Source organism: Candidatus Viridilinea mediisalina (assembly GCF_002532535.1).
Classification (GTDB): Bacteria; Chloroflexota; Chloroflexia; order Chloroflexales; family Chloroflexaceae; genus Viridilinea; species Viridilinea mediisalina.
Genome location: NZ_NQWI01000019.1, coordinates 16,150 through 32,885, shown reverse-complemented (window position 1 = coordinate 32,885; position 16,736 = coordinate 16,150). Strand labels below are relative to the sequence as shown.

Annotated in this window: 10 protein-coding genes; 5 read left to right on the top strand and 5 right to left on the bottom strand. The window is 57.9% G+C overall.

Annotation, left to right across the window (positions count from 1 at the left end):
* Positions 1-335: 335 nt before the first annotated feature.
* Positions 336-2,663, bottom strand: a complete 2,328-nt coding sequence (locus CJ255_RS06420) for a sodium-translocating pyrophosphatase (protein ID WP_097643266.1) — start codon at positions 2,661-2,663, stop codon at positions 336-338.
* A 262-nt stretch (positions 2,664-2,925) separates the two neighbouring features.
* Between CJ255_RS06420 and CJ255_RS06415 the strand changes: the two genes are divergently transcribed.
* Positions 2,926-3,630, top strand: coding sequence for a YIP1 family protein (locus CJ255_RS06415; RefSeq protein WP_097643265.1), 705 nt, complete (start codon positions 2,926-2,928; stop codon positions 3,628-3,630).
* Positions 3,631-3,765: 135 nt separating this feature from the next.
* Positions 3,766-4,497, top strand: a complete 732-nt coding sequence (locus CJ255_RS06410; protein ID WP_097643264.1) for a Yip1 family protein — start codon at positions 3,766-3,768, stop codon at positions 4,495-4,497.
* A gap of 38 nt (positions 4,498-4,535) precedes the next feature.
* Here the strand turns inward: CJ255_RS06410 and CJ255_RS06405 are convergent, their stop codons facing one another.
* The 4 genes from CJ255_RS06405 to CJ255_RS06390 form a co-directional block, all read right to left on the bottom strand.
* Positions 4,536-7,058 (bottom strand): WD40 repeat domain-containing serine/threonine-protein kinase, encoded by a 2,523-nt coding sequence (locus tag CJ255_RS06405; protein ID WP_165774590.1) that lies wholly within the window; start codon positions 7,056-7,058, stop codon positions 4,536-4,538.
* A 232-nt stretch (positions 7,059-7,290) separates the two neighbouring features.
* Complete coding sequence (locus tag CJ255_RS06400) at positions 7,291-9,210, bottom strand: VanW family protein (protein ID WP_097643262.1); 1,920 nt, start codon at positions 9,208-9,210, stop codon at positions 7,291-7,293.
* A gap of 255 nt (positions 9,211-9,465) precedes the next feature.
* Positions 9,466-11,613 carry a CapA family protein gene (locus tag CJ255_RS06395; RefSeq protein ID WP_097643261.1) on the bottom strand — a complete coding sequence of 716 codons (2,148 nt, stop codon included), beginning with the start codon at positions 11,611-11,613 and terminating at the stop codon, positions 9,466-9,468.
* A gap of 8 nt (positions 11,614-11,621) precedes the next feature.
* The gene (locus tag CJ255_RS06390; RefSeq protein WP_097643260.1) at positions 11,622-12,290 is read right to left on the bottom strand and encodes a YesL family protein; all 669 of its coding nucleotides are present in this window, start codon (positions 12,288-12,290) and stop codon (positions 11,622-11,624) included.
* 315 nt (positions 12,291-12,605) lie between these two features.
* On the opposite strand from CJ255_RS06390, the gene CJ255_RS06385 reads away from it, so the two are divergent.
* From CJ255_RS06385 to CJ255_RS06375, 3 genes are all read left to right on the top strand, one after another.
* A complete protein-coding gene (locus tag CJ255_RS06385) occupies positions 12,606-14,024 on the top strand; it encodes an aspartate ammonia-lyase (protein WP_174714059.1) in 1,419 nt (472 codons plus the stop codon).
* 175 nt (positions 14,025-14,199) lie between these two features.
* Complete coding sequence (locus CJ255_RS06380; RefSeq protein WP_097643258.1) at positions 14,200-15,726, top strand: prenyltransferase/squalene oxidase repeat-containing protein; 1,527 nt, start codon at positions 14,200-14,202, stop codon at positions 15,724-15,726.
* Complete coding sequence (locus tag CJ255_RS06375; RefSeq protein ID WP_097643257.1) at positions 15,723-16,676, top strand: STAS domain-containing protein; 954 nt, start codon at positions 15,723-15,725, stop codon at positions 16,674-16,676. The genes CJ255_RS06380 and CJ255_RS06375 overlap by 4 nt, the downstream gene beginning before the upstream one ends.
* Positions 16,677-16,736 lie beyond the last annotated feature (60 nt).

Sequence of the window (16,736 nt, the reverse complement as noted above, 5' to 3'; positions counted from 1 at the left end):
AGGGGAACAGGGGAACAGGGGAACAGGGGAACAGGAGAACAGGAGAACAGGGGAACAGGGGAACAGGGGAACAGGGGAAATGCTTGTTAGGGAAGGTTTCAGAAATGCGCTTTCAGCTTTACCGTCGTAGTGCTGACTTTCGTCGGCGTCCAGAGGTTTTTGGCGACCTCAGCCGACGAAAGTCGGCACTACCTAAGAGGCTGTCTGAAAAGGGTGTCAGTACCATCATGCTACGTGGCATACGTTGGAGTGCCGGCTTTAGCCGGCTAAAGCCGGCACTCCAACGCCAGTTCATAGACTTTTCAGACAGCCTCTAATAGCGCAAACGCTATTGCCTACTTTATATCAGTCTGGGGCGCTTCGCGCTTGCTCTGCCAGACGGCCCAGACGAGTGCAGCGAAACAGACCACCATACCAATCATAACCCCAACGCCTAGTGGCTCGCCGGGCTTGGTGAGCGTGACGACCACCGGGGCGATGATCAGGGCGACGAGGTTGATCACCTTGATCATTGGGTTGAGCGCCGGGCCGGAAGTGTCCTTCAACGGATCACCAACGGTGTCGCCCACCACAGCGGCCTTATGCGGTTCGCTGTGCTTGCCGCCAAAGTTGCCCTCTTCGATATACTTCTTGGCGTTGTCCCAGGCACCACCAGCGTTGGACTGGAAGACCGCCATAAGCTGGCCGGTGAGAATGATGCCGGCAAGGAAGCCGCCGAGTGCTTCAACTCCCAAGAGGAAGCCGACCATGACGGGAACCACGACGGCAATGATGCCCAGGCTGATCAACTCTTTCTGGGCGGCAACCGTGGAAATCATCACGGCACGGGCATAGTCGGGTTGCACCTTGCCCTCCATGAGGCCGGGGATGCGGAACTGGCGACGTACCTCGTTGACGATCTGGGCTGCCGCACGCGAGACGGCGCGAATGGTGAGGGCCGAGAAGAGGAAGGGTATCGCACCGCCGATCAACAGCCCGATGAAGACCTCCGGCAGGGCGACATTGATACCCACGAGGCGGTCGTCTTCGGTGAGGATGCCCTTATCGATCAGCGGCTGTTGAATGCGGCCCACATCGGTCAAGTATGAACCAAAGAGGGCCACGGCGGCGATCACCGCCGAGCCAATGGCGATCCCTTTGGTGACCGCCTTGGTGGTGTTGCCCACCGCATCCAGGTCGTCCATCACATTGCGGGCATTCTTATCGAGGCCAGCCATTTCGCCGATCCCATTGGCATTATCCGAGATGGGCCCAAAGCTATCCATCGAGATAGTATTGCCAGTGAGTAGTAGCATGCCAATGCCGGTGAGCGAGACCCCATAGAGCACTGCGGTGAAGGTAATCATCGCATCGGCTGAATAGCCCGCAAAGATCACCACCGAGCTAAAGATGGAGATCGCGATGACACTAATCGCCCAGACGCTCGACTCCATACCCAGGGCCAAACCGGAGAGAATATTGGTAGCCGCGCCGGTCTGTGAAGACTTGGAGGTCTCTTTCACCGGATTGAAGTGGGTACTGGTAAAGTACTCGGTTAGCTTATCGAGGGCAATTGCGAGCAGCACACCAGAGACGGTAGCAAAGAAGGGACGCCAATCTACCACCCCAGTTTCGGGATGGCGCATAAAGAAGTAGCTCGCAACCGCACTGGCCACCACAGCAATGGCGGCGGCAATATAGAAGCCCCGATTCATCGCGGCCATCGCATTACGGGTACGCTCATCGGTCTTAACGAAGAGGTTCCCAATCACCGAAGCGATCACACCGATGCCACGCAGCACCAGCGGGAAGATGACAAAGCGCATATCGTAGGTACCATCGAACATTGCGCCGGAGGAGATATCGGCCAGCACAAGGCCGAGAATCAGCGCAGAGACGAGAGTCACCTCAAAGCTCTCGAAGACATCCGCCGCCATACCGGCGCAGTCACCGACATTATCACCCACGAGGTCGGCGATCACCGCAGCGTTACGCGGGTCATCTTCAGGGATACCGGCCTCAACCTTGCCCACGAGGTCGGCCCCAACATCGGCAGCCTTGGTATAGATACCACCACCGACGCGCATAAAGAGCGCAATCAATGAGCCACCGAAGCCAAAGCCGAGCAGCGCATCGGGCGCGGCGATACCAAAGACCAAAAAGATCAGCGTGCCACCAAGCAGACCAAGCCCCACGGTGAGCATACCGGTTACTGAACCGGATTTATACGCGATCTGCAGGGCGGGGTTGTAGCCCTTACGACTTGCTGCGGCCACACGCACATTGCCCTCAACCGCCACATTCATACCCACAAAGCCGACGGCGTAGGAGAAGAGCGAACCCATCAAGAAGGCCACCGCTCGTCCGATCGCCACCGCCACGGTTGCATTGTCGCCAAAGACCTCTACGGCCTCGTGGGTTGGAGGAACAATAAAGACGCTCGCTGCGAGGAAGAAGGTCAGCACCGCCACAAGAATGGCAATGACCCGAAACTGACTACTGAGGTAGGCGTTTGCCCCTGACCGAATAAAGCCCCAAACCTCCCTCATTTTGTCGGTACCCGTATCTTGGGCCAAAATCTGGCTCCGCAAGATAAAGGCATACACGATTCCAAAGATTGAAATCGCCAGCACGGTCCACACCGCAGCCTGTTGTAGGCCATCAAGGCCATCGAGCCCATGCATCGTACAACTCCTTCGTTGTGGTAGCGGATCAGAACAGCAGCGAACAGTGATCGTGCATAGCTCAGATCACCCTTGCCTCTGAACCATGCCTGAGCCTAAAAGAGGGGAGAGCATTATCTGGCAATTGTTGCCAGGGTGTAACGTGCCTATTCTAGCACTCGGCCTCATGCTTGGCAAGGTGAATACTATCACAAGGGGTCACAGCCCCAAGGACAAATGGTAAAATAGCCCAGTGGCAACCTGGTTCAACAATGAGGCATCTATGGATTCAATCAAGACCACCTTCCAATTGGCGCTCGGCGGGCTGCTGCTCGATCCGGCGGCCTTTCGGGAGCAACGCGACGCCCCTGATGGTTTTGCACGAGGAGCGCTGCTTGTGGCGCTGATTGGCTTATTGGTTGGTGTTGCGGCTTGGATTGGCAACCTGGGGGTCTATGCAACCCAACCAGATGCGACCGAGTTTAGCGCGACGCTCTACGATGGCATTACCAGCCTGCCGCTCTACCAGAATATGGTTGCAGAGAGCCCGGAAATTGGCATTGCCTTCGAGGAGGCCTTCAGCCAGCCTCAGGATTTTGGTGTGCTGGCCGCAGGGCCAGCGCAGAGCTTTATGGCGATCTTTTTTACCCCCGTCTTTGCGCTGCTCGGCTGGTTTCTCTTTGGCAGTGTGGTGCATATTGCCGCCCGAGCCTTTGGCGGTGCCGCTACCTATCAGCAGACTATGGCATGTACTGCGTTGGCCAGCGGTGCCAATCTTTTGGCACTTGTGCAGATCGTGCCCTATGCCCAGGTCGCTGCCACGACCACTCTGGGTTTGATTGCGACCTACGTCGCGGTGCGCGAGAGCCACCAACTACCAGCCTGGCCAACCTTCTGGGCTGTCGCTCTGGGGCCAACGCTCTTACTCGTGCTTTTGGGGACGTTCTTTTGTTGTTTCTTGTTGCTGTTGGTAAGTGCTGTTGCTTAAGGCTTCGCATAATGTTTGCGGAGTTACGCCCCCAACCTTGTTTTTTGTTGCGTATTGGCGGCTTCGCCGCCAATACGCAACAAAAAAAGTCTTTCGGGGGAGGCCCCCGAACCACCATGAACTATGGGTAACCCAATGATCGAACTTTTCAATGGTGCGCTTACGCTCAACCGCAATGTTATGCTGGGCCTCCGCGAGGCCCCCGATGGGGTGCGACGCGGGTTTCTGCTGATTCTCTTTGTTGGCCTGTTGGTTGGTGCGGTCAATGGGATCAATGATCTGATCCGGTCGGCCACGCCGGAGCGCACGGTGCAGAACCTCCGCAACCAAGTGAATACCCAGATGAATCAGTTGGTGCTGACGTCAAACAGCCCGGCTACGGCGGATATTACGCGGGTGGTGAATGAGAACAAAGAGCCTTTTTTCACGATGATGGAGGAGTTGTTGGCTCTGCAAACACCGCTGCCGCGCCCGGTGGCGCTGGTGTTTCAGTTGTTGGCCGCGACGGTCAGCCGCCCATTGAGCTATCTGGGATGGATGTTGCTTGGTGCAGTGGCGGCCCATATCATCGCTCGGCAACTTGGAGGGCAGGGGAGCATCCAACAGATGGTGGCCTTGGGCTCGCTCTCGGTTGCGCCCCGTGCGCTTGATGCGCTGGCCTTTATTCCCATTATGGGCGGCACCTTCAGCATGATTGCCTGGGTTTGGGGCTTGGTGGTGATGATTACCGCTACGAGTGTTGCTCATCGCCTCGATGTGGGTAAGGCGGCCATGGCAGTCCTCTTTATTCCGCTGCTGCTGATTGTGCTGGGCTTCTTTTCGCTCTGTATGCTCCTGGCGCTCTTGGTAGCCGCCGTCGGCGGGTAGCACTCCTACAACAATCTGCACTACAATCTACAATGGTATTACCCCGGCTGCCAGAGGGTGACACGCCCTTCGCTGTCGCCGGAGGCGAGCAGTTCGCCGCTGGGGCTGAAGGTGACGCGCAAGACGCCGCTGCTGTGGCCTTGCAGCACTTGGTGCAGTTCGCCATCGGCGGTGCGCCATAGTCGCACGTTGCCGTCCATGCCGCCCGAAGCGACCAACAGTCCGTCGGGGTGGATGGCAACACTGCGGATGGCGTTCTGGTGACCACGAAGTTGGTAGCGCAATTCGCCATGCTCGCTATCCCAGATGCAGACCATGCCGTCGGTGCTGCCCGAAGCAAGCAAAAAGCCGTCGAGGCTGAAGGCGACTGCGCTCACGCCGGCATGGTGGCCGGTGAGGGTGGCAACCAGTTGCCCCGCTTCTGCATCATAGATGCGGATGCGCCGGTCGTGACATGCCACCGCTAGGGCTTGGCCGTCGGGCCGACATGCCAGCGCAACCGCATCACGCACGGTGGCAATGCGTTGGAGCAGTGATCCGTCATCCAAGCGCCAATAGCGAATCGTCGCATCGCTGCCATTGGCAATCAGCACCTGGCTGTCGGGGCTGAAGTGGATACTCTCTTGGTAGGCTTGGGGCGTCGAAAGGGTCTGCACCAATTTGCCCCCTCGCGCCCCCCAGACCTTCACATCGCCATTGCTGGAGGCGACGGCTACGAGGAGGCCGTCGGGGCTAAAGCTGACGCTGAGTACATTGCCAGCCTGATCATCAAGGGTCGCGAGCAGGTTCCCATCGCTCACGCGCCAAAGCCGTACCATCTCGTCCCAACCACCCGAGGCCAATTCCAAACCACCTGGCCCAAAGTCGAGGGCCCAGACATTGCCTTTGTGCCCATGGATGGTTCGCACCTGGCGCACCGGCGCATCTTCCCACTGGAGGGCGCGTTGCCCCCCGACGGTGCGGAGCCAAAAGGCGCGCCAGCGTGAGAGTTGAGCCTGGACTTCGATGCGAAAATTGAGCCCATGCTGGTCTTTGAGCAGCAGTGCATCGCGCAGCTTACCGCTCTCGGTTGCACGGCGCATATCGGCAGTAATTTTGAGTTGCTGCCGTTGGCCTGGGGCGAGATTGAAACTGAGGAGTGAAGGGATGATCCAACGGGGGTGTTGCAGATTTACCCGCGCATAACGGCGGCCACGGTTGGAGATCAGCAGCCACTCGTCGCGCCGCTCCTCTAGGGCCATCGAGCCAAAATCGAGGCTGCGCCGGTCGGCCACGAGGCGCGTGCGTTCGGCCCCAAAGCCCTCTGGATCGTGGCTGGCCAAGAGCGCATCGAGGCCAGCGTGGCGATCCTTGGGGTGCTGATGCGTGGCCGCACGCATCTCGGCGGCCAGCTTGTTGCGCCCCCACAGCTTCTCCACCTGATCGGCGAGATTGCCATAGAGCCACGCCAGCGCATGCTCCCAATTGGCTTCGGCCCAGACCATGAGCGCCTGCTCATCGGCAATGGGGGTGCCATCAGGCGCTTGCAGCCTGGCTTGGCTGCGGGGGGTCAATAATTTCTCTAGTGCCTGGCAGAACGCGGCGGCACTCGGACGTTCACGCGCCGTAAAGGCCAAGCCGTGGAGCAGCAGATTTTCAACCTCCACCGGAATCGCGGGGTCAATGCTACGCGGCGGTGGATAGGGTTGCAGCACGCCACTGAGGAAATTGGGCAGATCGGCTTTGGTGAGGATGGGATGAAAGCCGGTGAGCAGGGTATGCAATGTTGCGGCAAGGGCATAGACATCGGAGCGCGGTTCGGCTTGGCCGCGCCACTGTTCCGGTGGCGTAATGCCCAAGGTGCCAGCCAGTTGGGTATGGCGCGGATCATTCTGGACATGCACTGCAATTGCGCGCGAGAGGCCAAAGTCAATCAGCCAGACCCGCCCAGAGCTATCGAGCAGAATGTTGGCCAGCTTGACATCACGGTGCAGTACTGGCTCAGGGCGACGGGCGTGCATATAGCTCAGGGCCGAAGCCACATCGCGTGCAATCGCCATCGATTCAGCGGGGTTCAAGAGACCGCGCCGTTCACGCAGAATCTCACCCAGATTGCGCCCCTCAACATACTTCATTACCAAACAGCGTTGTTCAGGCAGAAACTCATAAATTTCAGGAATGTTGGGATGCCCAGGGGTATTGAGCGTGACCAACAACTCAGCTTCACGCACAAAGTTCTGCGCGGCCAACTCCTTGGTACGTGTACTCCACTTGGGATTAGGCACCTGCCGTTTGGCCACACAGAAGCGATTCAACTGGCGGTCAAAGACCAAGTATGCCTCGCCAAAGCCGCCTTTGCCAATCGTCTCACGCACAACATAGCGTCCAGCGGGATCAATCGCCAAACCAGGCACCAACTCAGCATCTGACGTAAGCATCAGGGGTGCAGTCGGGCGGGCGCGGGCAAGCCGTTCACCAAGAGGCCGCGTCACCCCCAAGGGCGAACCGCAGGCATTGCAAAAACGTGAACCTGGCGGATTCACATGCTTACATGAGGGACAACGTAGCGGCTGGCTAGGCATAGGCTTAGACTCAATACTCTTCAAATACGACGGGTTTCCTGACGCAAAGGCGCAAGGGCGCAGAGTTTCTTGCATATGAGCGCCAAAACCTTTGCGGCTTTGCGCGAGCTTATCTGAAAGGTATTGGGCTTAGAAGCTGTCTGAAAAGCTAGTGGGCACGCGTTGGAGTGCCGGCTTTAGCCGGCTAAAGCCGGCACTCCAACGTCAGTTCATAGACTTTTCAGACAGCCTCTTAGACTCCGGTGCCGCGCACAAAGATATTGGGCCAGGCGCGAAAGCGGGTCAAAAAGGTTTGACGGGCAAGTTCGTGTTCACCCTGGCGAATGATGCGGTGGATGGTAATATCACGGCCACTGCGTGCCACATCGCTCTGGCGCAGGGTTCCACGGGGCAGCGAAGGATCATCAACATAGATCGGCTGCGCCGGGGCGCGTACCTCATTACTGATCAACGGGCCTTCGATGCTGACCTGACGATCGGGCGGCGTACCATAGAGGCGCACATTCAAGATTTGGGCCGCAGCATCCACTTCAGCGTGCATGAGCAGCCAATGGCCGGTATCATTCACAAACTTGAGATCAGCAACTCCGGTATAGATTGCCGCATCAAGCCCTTGACCATCGCCATAGGGCCCTAAGCCAAAAGGATCGTACCAACTGATGTAGAAGGCATGGGCGTGGCGTTCAGTGATAGGCAGGCCCGCCCAGAAGGCACTGCGGAAGACCGTGGTCGAGACTTGGCAGACCCCGCCGCCCCATTCGAGTTGGGTGCGGTTGCCAATAATCGCATAGCCCTCAACAAAGCCATTGGCGGCATTGACCTCACCAAGCTGCCGGTTGAACGAGAACTCCTCACCGGGAGCGATGAGGACACCATCCATGCGTTGGGCCCCCGCTTCAATATTGGTGATCCGGTAGGCCGCCGAGCCACTAAAGCTGCTGCGCCCCTCAGCGACGAGCGCACGAATACCCAAGCTATCGATCCGTTCCGCCGTAATCTGGGGTTCAAGCACATCGCCGGGCAGTTCAAGGGTGCGCGTCGTAGCACTGGTACTGAGCAAGAGATTCGCAAGCTGCTCCAGCGCATCCTCTTGGCGCAAACGCCAACCCGGCTGCCCCGGCTCAACAATCTGCACCGTCCCAGCAACAAAGCGCAACCGTGGTTCAGCGGTGCCGCTATCAACCAACTGGGCCAAACCCTCAACCGCCCGCGTGAGCCGTTCAACATCAGTATACAACTCCAAGCGATCATCTACCACTGCCACATGGAGCAATTCAGCCAGACGTTCAGGTTCCCAGAGCCAGACCTCGTCGCCGCGCTGCATCTGAATAGGAGCCTGGAGCAGCGCCTTGGCCCGTTCTTCCGCCACAGCCAGGGCCGCATCAGAGACACTCGGTTCGAGCAGGCGGGTACGCACCGCCACCTGCTTGGGGCGCAGATCGCGTAGCGCCAGCATAAGATCATTGGCGGTTGCATCAACCAAGAGTTGCTTCCCGGGCTGTCCGGGAGTACCGAGGACATGGGCAGCGGTGAGGCTCAAGGCCGCATTCTGGGGCGGCGTTTCAATTGGGGGCGCAAGGCTCAACAGGTAGTCCTGAAGCACCTGCTGATCCACCACCAGCCGTGGTGCCAACTCAAGCCCCTGCTGGTAGATCAGGTACAACTCTTGCAGGCGCATCAACGGGTCACCCCGCCGTCCGGTGGTGACCGCCGCATGGGCAGCGGCATCGAGATCAAGCCGCACGCCCAGATCGCTCAAGCTTGGCTGCCAAACCTGATCGGCATAGACCAGCGCAACCGGATTACGCATAAAGCTATCGTAGCGTTCGGCAAGCTGGGCATTGATTGCGGCCCGGCTCATGCCCGCGACCGGCTCACCCTGGATCGAAATGCCCGGCAAGGCTTGATTGGCAAAGGCAAAAGAGAGGCCATAGGGCAAAATTAGGGGCGCGGCCAGCAGCAAGAGCAGCAGTAGCAGTAATGGCCCCCCACAGCCACGGCGGCGCTGCGGGCGGGTGCAGCGGCGCTGCTGCGGGCGCTGGGGGCGCGGTGGCTCATTGCGGGGTGGCGGTTCCTCAGGCGCAGGCATACCACCCTGCGCCTGACGGCGCCGGATTGGCCCATACTCTTGGTGGTAATCGTTGATTGGCATCGCTGAACCATTCCGTCACCCGGTCACACCTCTGACCTTCATTGTACAAAAGGCAGAGCCGTAAGACAAGCATAGAGATGCAGAGGTTTTCACCACAGAGGCACAGAGAACACAGAGAGAGTTATCGAGATACAGAGGTTTTCACCACAGAGGCACAGAGAACACAGAGAGAGTTATGGTAAAGTTCGCACTCCTCCACCAAAACCTCTGTGTCCTCGGTGCCTCTGTGGTGAAAATTTCGGTATCTCTCTCCATCTACTGCTTCAAGAGTTGCTTCAGCAACTCATCATCATCATCGTCATCGTGATCAGCAGCATGCGGTTGCGGCTCTGGTTGCGCCTGGGCTTTGGGGGCTTGATTGCTGCCCGCTGGTGGCAGGCGGGCGAAGCGCTCATAGGCGCTACGCCGATAGCGGTAGGTCTGGCGCGTATTGCGCTGGCGACGGTTGCGCCAATCGTTGAAAGCAAGGCCAAGCATCGCCAAGAGCGCAAGGGCCAAAGCAAAAGCGGCAATGTAGGGAATCAAGGGGGTGGCACTCTGGGCCAACTGGGTCGCAGCGGCACCAATCAGGCTGAGGTCTTCGCTACTCAGCCCAAGGATAAAACCGGATGCTGGCATAGGTGTAGCCGTTGGTGCGCCCGCCGTAACCACCGCCGGGGTTAGCGGCAAACCACAGAGTGCCGCGACGCCCCCGGCTTCACGCAGCTCGCGCCCCAGCAGGCCGAGACGCACCTGGGCATGCAGCGGCGCAGCGGGCGGTTGCAGCGGAGCCAACTCGAAGCGCGCCCGCTCGAAATATTGCACCGTCGTTGGCACGCCTGTCTCTGGATGATCTTCGTTAAGTGCCCCCGAAATAGGATAGCCAAAGCGCTTCAGGTCGCCATACTGCTCATAGAAGGCGCGAAAGCGACTATCGCCAAAGGCTGCTGGATCGCTCAGATCGGTACGACGCTCGATGCTGCGCCCCGGGTAGCGCTGCATAAAGCTATACGTTCCCAACTGGCTACCAATGATGCGGTAGGGCCAGGGGGCATCGGCGTGCAGTTCTAGGCGTTGCCGTTCAGTGTAGAGTACAGGCAATGACGTGGTGCAATCGCCCGCCAACTCGACCATGGGCGGGCCGAGGGGCAGGCCCAGCGTTATCATGGCATGCTCAAGCGGCTGGGGGGTTCGTTCACCCAAACTGCGATAGTGCTGGGCAAAATCGCCGAGCAGCGGCGTCTCTGGCGCCTCGGCAAGCACTAACGGCGGGCAGACCTCCACCCGCTCTTCAGGCGGGCTCGCGGGAAGCTGGCGCAAACCACCGGGGTCGCGCATCATCGTACGTACGTGGGCAAGCACCGATTCGTGGCTACCGGGCTGGATCGGTGCGGGCCGGGTATCAGCGTCACTATGCATAGTTGGCAAGTAGCGATAGCCCGTCACACGCACACTGCCATCGGCGGCGCGGGCTACGCCCACATAGAAGATAACCGAAGTAGCGCTAGAGGACTGCGCTTGAAAGGCTCCCTGCGAAGCAAGGAAATGGGCTAAGGAATAGATTACCAGAGTTTGCCGCCCCTCGTGTTCAAGCCACTCCACAGGTTGCAGCGTATGGGACTGAGCACCCAAGATGACATCAGCCCCAGCGGCGGCCAATTGGTGGGCAGCCTCACGCTGGCTCACAGCGGGCTCAGACTGACCCTCAAAGCCCCAATGGGCCGCCACCACCACCAAGTCGGTTGCAGCCGCCGCCTGCGCCACCGCCTCCAGCATACTGGCCCGCAGCTCGCCCTGTTCGCCATAGCTACGACTGGCATAGAGCAAATTCACCTGATCAAAGGGATCGGGAAGATCGTTCGTGCCCCATGTGGCCGCAATAAAACCAAGCGTCAGCGTCGCATCGCCGCGGGTCAGCGTCAGCGGCAAAAAAGCGGGACGCTCACTGGCATCACTACGGACAGCCCCGTGATGCAGCATGGCATTGGCATCAAGCAGATCAAGGGTCGCATCGAGACCAGCGGGGCCACGGTCAAGGCTATGGTTAGTAGCCATTGAAATCAGCCCAATTCCCGCCTCGCGCAGGGCTGTAGCCAAGCTAGGATTATAGTTAAACTGGGAGTCCGTCCCGGTCAGCATTGCCCCATCGAGATGAGTATAGGCCAGATCAGCCGCCTGCAAAAACGGGCGTACATGGTCAAACAGCACATGGTAGCCCTGGGCCTCACCCACCGCCTGGATATGCTCATGGGGAAAGGTAGCGCCAGTAGCCGCCAGGGTAAAATGGATCTCACTGACCCCATCGCCACAGCGATTGGCCAGATCCAAGGGCTGATCGAGCCCCTGCGCCTCACGGCTATGCACCGGATGGGCCAAGGCAAGCATGAGCCACATCGTGATGAGGAGAGGTAGTAGGATTTTCATAATACCAACTATTCAGCCGTAAGCAGCATGGTCGCCCGCATGCCCCACAGGGCCAGCAGGCTGATCGTGAAGAAGAGGATTGGCACCAATAGGGCTAGGCTGAACACAAGCGCAAGCCCCATCAAAAAGAGGTTGAGAAAGCTGAAGAAGGGGTAGCGCAGCAGAAGCAAGGCGCTGTCGCGCAGCACAAGGCGGAGGGTTGGTTGGGCATAGAGGATAGTGAGTGCGGGGGCATAGATGAATATACCCAGCCAAAAGAGCAGCGCATAGAGCCAAATGCCACTCAGCACGATTGCCCACCAGCCTTCATGCTGGCTGTAGAAGCCCAGATTGAGTAGCACAAGCAGTATGCCTGCCACCCAAAACCCCATGAGCGCCCAACCGACCTTGGCGTAGTCGCGCATGCCTGTAAAGAAGGTGCGCAACGTAATCGCCCGCCCCTCAGCGACACGGTATACCACCGCAAACAAGCCCAGAGTCGCAGGGCCAGCCGGTAGTACGCCCACCAGCCCAAAGAGGGCCGCAAGCCATCCCAAGCCATCAAGCAGTGCAACAAAGGCCAGAGCCCAAAGAGGGCCGCTCAGGCAGAGCCAGAGCATGTTACAGCCTAGCAGCAACAAAATTTCATCAAAGAGATCACCCAAGGCACGCCCCAAGGGCAGCAAGGGGTTGAGCATAGCCAAGCCTCCCTGTGATACCATTTACGATTGTAGATTGTAGATTGTAGATTGTAGATTGCAGATTGCCGAACATGGCGTCCCAATGGGCTTTAGCGTTCTTGATGATGCAGCATGTTCAAGGGTAATTGGTATCACAGGTCTAATCCAATCCCTATTACCTTGGTTATTATACCCATTAGGGTAGGATACAGGAAATAGGAGATAGGAAATAGGAAAACGGTAAAGTAGCTATGAACCATGTCCTGTGCTACAATCGTTGCGGTTACGTGGTTGTTTCCGCCTCCTTGGTTGAGGCACAAGTACAAAGGAGTGATTGCGATGAGCTTTCGTATTGAAAAGGACTCACTGGGTGAGATGCAGGTGCCCGCTGATGCGCTCTATGGTTCCCAGACGCAGCGTGCCGTGCTCAACTTCCCGGTGAGTGGCCTCAAGCCCTATCCGGCGTTTGTCTGGGCCCAGGCTGCGGTCAAACGGGCCGCCGCGCAGGTCAACCGTGATCTGGGCCTACTAGAGCCCAAGTTGGCCGATGCGATCATTCAGGCCGCCGATGAGATTCTCGCTGGCCAGCATCAGGATCAGTTTGTGGTTGATCCCTTCCAGGCTGGTGCTGGCACTTCACACAACATGAATCTCAATGAGGTGATTGCCAACCGCGCTAACCAGATTCTGGGCTTTGCGCTTGATGATGCCAACAAGCCGGTCAATCCCAACGATCACGTCAATATGGCCCAGTCTACTAACGATACCATTCCGACCGCGATTCGCCTTGGTTGTCTCTGGCGCTTGCCCGAGTTGGTGAACGCCGTAACCAAGTTGGCTGAGGCATTGGAGGCGAAGGCTGCCGAGTTTGATGATGTGGTGAAGTCGGGGCGCACCCACCTGCAGGATGCCGTGCCGGTGCGTTTGGGCCAGGAGTTTAGCGCCTACGCGCTGGCGGTGCGGAACGACCTAGAGCGCATCAATGTTGCAGCGGAGCGTATGCGGCGCTTGGGCATCGGCGGCACCGCGACGGGCAGCGGCCTCAATGCCCACACCGAATACCACCAGCGCATGGTCGAGGCGCTCTCGGCCCTCTCGGGGCAGCCGCTGCGTAGCTCAGGCAACCTCTTCGAGAGCATGCAGAACATGGCCGATCCCGCCGATTTCTCAGCCAGCATGCGCTCGCTCTGTATCACCCTGACGCGCATCGCCAACGATTTCCGCCTGCTCAGCTCCGGGCCAGCCACCGGCCTCGACGAGATCCGTCTGCCCGCTGTGCAACCCGGCTCGAGCATCATGCCCGGCAAGGTCAACCCAGTGCTGGCCGAGATGCTCAACATGGCATCGTTCCACGTCCAAGGCTGCGATGTTACCATTAGCCTATCGGCCCAAGCTGGCCAGCTTGAACTGAACGTCATGATGCCGATCATCGCCCACAACCTCTTCGAGATGATGCACGTCCTGATCGGCTCGATCAACGCCTTCACCGACAAGTGTGTGGTGGGCGTGACAGCCAACCGCGAAAAGGCGGAGGGCTGGCTGGCCAAGAATGCCATCCTCGTCACCGCGCTCAACCCAGTGATTGGCTACCTCAACGGGGCTGCGGTTGCGAAGGAAGCCATGGCCACCGGCAAGACCATCAAGGAGATCGTGGTTGAGAAGGGTCTGCTTTCGGGCGAAGAGGTAGACAAGCTGATTGATGCCCGCACCCTCACCGAGGGGGGCATTCAGGGAATTGCCGCAGCGGGGTAGGAACGCTTTCATGATATTCACCACAGAGACACCGAGAACACAGAGAGGTGTGCGGTATGGGACAAGCGCCACTGTTGGCATTCCCTGCATACTAACCTCTGTGCCCTCGGTGCCTCTGTGGTGAAACCCTCTGTTTTCTCGTTCCTGTATCCTTCCCTAAAGATAAGGAGCCACCATGGACTACGAACTTGACATCCTCCTGACCGACCTGCGCCATACGATCACGCAATTGGGCAAAGATGGTGGCCTGATTACGCCGGCGGTCTATGACACAGCTCAAGTCCTCCGTTGGGCCCCACCAACTGAAGGGGTTTGGCCCGCCATCAGTTGGTTGTTGGCGCAACAGCATGATGATGGCGGATGGGGCGATCCGGCAACACCGCGCACGCGTGATCTGCCGACTCTGGCGGCTATTCTTGCCCTGCACACCTACTGCACACGACGTCAAGAGCAGGAGGCGCTACGCAGGGGGCTTACGTTCCTGTCACGGCAGGCATCCTATTGGCAGAACACCCTCAGCGACGATCTGACGGCAGGCATCGAGTTGCTCTTACCAATGCTCATCCAGCAAGCACAGCAGCAGGGCTTAGATGTAGACCCCTCGCCCTACCAGGCATTGATTGAACTAGGTGAGCGACGGCGCCAATTGATCCAGAAACTGCGTCCTGGACGTGGTACCACTGCGCTACATTCCTGGGAAGCTTGGGGCAATGAGCCGGATCCTGCCTTGCTTGATGCCGATGGAAGTATTGGGAGCAGCTTGGCGGCCACTGCCTACTGGCTGCACCTCGCCGGAACTGATCCAACGACCCTCCAGGCCCGTGAGTCAGCACGCAACTACATCCAACGGGCCAGTCAAGCCACTGGCCTTGCCATTCCTGGGGTCGTTCCTTCCTGCTGGCCTTGTCACCGCTTCGAGCAGGTCTTTGCTCTGCATACCCTCTATTTGGGAGGATTACTGACGCTACCCCAACTCGCCGATAGCGTAAAGCCTCAGCTTGATGAGCTTGAACGGATTTTTACATCAACTGGCATTAGTCACAACGATTGTTTTGCCCCCGATGGCGATGATACGGCAGCAGCGATTGCCATTTTTCACACCATGGGGTACCCAATTGATTGTACGGCACTGATGCATTTTGCGGCTGGCGATCATTTTTGCGCTTGGCATCATGAACTGCAACCCTCGGTTTCAGTGACTGCGCATGCCATCGATACGCTGCGCCTCATGGGGCAGGATTTTTCACCATACTTGGCTTTCCTGCTCCGCAATCAACTCTCTGATGGACGCTGGCCAGGCGATAAATGGAATCGTTCGTGGCTCTATACCACTTGGCGCGTCTTGGTTGCCTTGGGCGATGCCTACCCCCAACAGACAGAGCAGGCGATCAATATTATTCTCGCCTATCAGCAAAACGATGGCGGATGGGGCATTGGTGCCTCAAGTAGCGAAGAGACCGCCTATGCGCTCCTCGCCTTACGCAACGTCGTTGGTAATGGTAAAGCGTATGATAATATTAACGCTAGTATTGCTCGTGGCGAGCGTTGGTTGCAGTATCACTACCGACCACTCGTTCATGAGCCTGTAGCATGTTGGTTGACCAAAGAGACCTTTCGGCCCAAACGGATTGCGCATATCATTGAGTTGACGGCGCTGTTAAGCAGCTATCCAGCGGGTTTGAAGCAGGGGAATTGTTCATGATCCATCTGAATCAGCGTAATGTTACCCTCGGCGTTTTCATCGTCCTGAGTGTAGGAGCCTTGTTATTTACCATATTTTATTTGGTTGTTGGCGGATTAACTGTCAGACTACTTAGTGCTATTATCGGACTATTTTTCTTTAGTATACTTGGTTTGGCCTATTGGCGCGGATGGGAATATGCACGTTATGTTGCGCTCATTGTCTTGAGTATATTAATCTTTCTTAATCTACGTGAACCATTTGTCCTGAGAGGCACACCTTTTATCTTGGCCTTGATCCCTGTTATCGCGCTGCTGCTTGGCAATGCCTACTGGGTGGTGGGGTTAACCGTAGCAGCGGTGATTGGCTTGATCACTCTTGCTGGTGGTCAAGGAACCTATACTGAACCCACCCTGTTGCTCTCCGTCGTAATGCTTGTCAGTGCGCTCATCTTATCCCGCCTTGTGACCGAAGCGGCCCAACGTCAAGCCGAAGAACAGGCTGCACGCGCTGAAACGGCTTTGGCCGAGTTGCAACACCAAGCCGCCGAGTTGGCCCAGCGTAGTGCAGAACTCCAAGCCCAGAATGAACAACAGGCACAACTCTTGGATCTTGTGGCGACGCTCGAAACCCCAGCGGTCGAAATGGCCAATGGAGTGTTATTAGCGCCAATTGTGGGCCATATTGATAGCCGCCGCGCTACCCAGATTACGGCTCGCCTGTTGCACGATGTGAGTGAGCGTCGTACCCACCTGCTGATTCTCGATATCGCTGGCGTGAAGACCGTAGATACCGCCGTTGCCCAAGCCATCCTCCATACAATCCAAGCAGTGCGCCTGCTTGGCTGCGATGTCACCGTCACGGGGATCTCCGCTGCTGTGGCCACCACCATGACCCACTTGGGGATCGATTTGGCTGGGATTACCACGGCACGTACCCCCCAAGAAGCCCTATTGCTTGTCCAGCGCTAAGGGGGGAGACAGAGAACAGAGAACAGAGAACAGAAGAACAGAGAACAGAAGAACAGAGAA

Bases quoted from the DNA above. Each gene is read 5' to 3' on its own strand.
- CJ255_RS06420 (WP_097643266.1), bottom strand. From the start codon at position 2,663: ATGCATGGGCTCGATGGCCTTGATGGCCTACAACAGGCTGCGGTGTGG.
- CJ255_RS06415 (WP_097643265.1), top strand. From the start codon at position 2,926: ATGGATTCAATCAAGACCACCTTCCAATTGGCGCTCGGCGGGCTGCTG.
- CJ255_RS06410 (WP_097643264.1), top strand. From the start codon at position 3,766: ATGATCGAACTTTTCAATGGTGCGCTTACGCTCAACCGCAATGTTATG.
- CJ255_RS06405 (WP_165774590.1), bottom strand. From the start codon at position 7,058: ATGCCTAGCCAGCCGCTACGTTGTCCCTCATGTAAGCATGTGAATCCG.
- CJ255_RS06400 (WP_097643262.1), bottom strand. From the start codon at position 9,210: ATGCCAATCAACGATTACCACCAAGAGTATGGGCCAATCCGGCGCCGT.
- CJ255_RS06395 (WP_097643261.1), bottom strand. From the start codon at position 11,613: ATGAAAATCCTACTACCTCTCCTCATCACGATGTGGCTCATGCTTGCC.
- CJ255_RS06390 (WP_097643260.1), bottom strand. From the start codon at position 12,290: ATGCTCAACCCCTTGCTGCCCTTGGGGCGTGCCTTGGGTGATCTCTTT.
- CJ255_RS06380 (WP_097643258.1), top strand. From the start codon at position 14,200: ATGGACTACGAACTTGACATCCTCCTGACCGACCTGCGCCATACGATC.
- CJ255_RS06375 (WP_097643257.1), top strand. From the start codon at position 15,723: ATGATCCATCTGAATCAGCGTAATGTTACCCTCGGCGTTTTCATCGTC.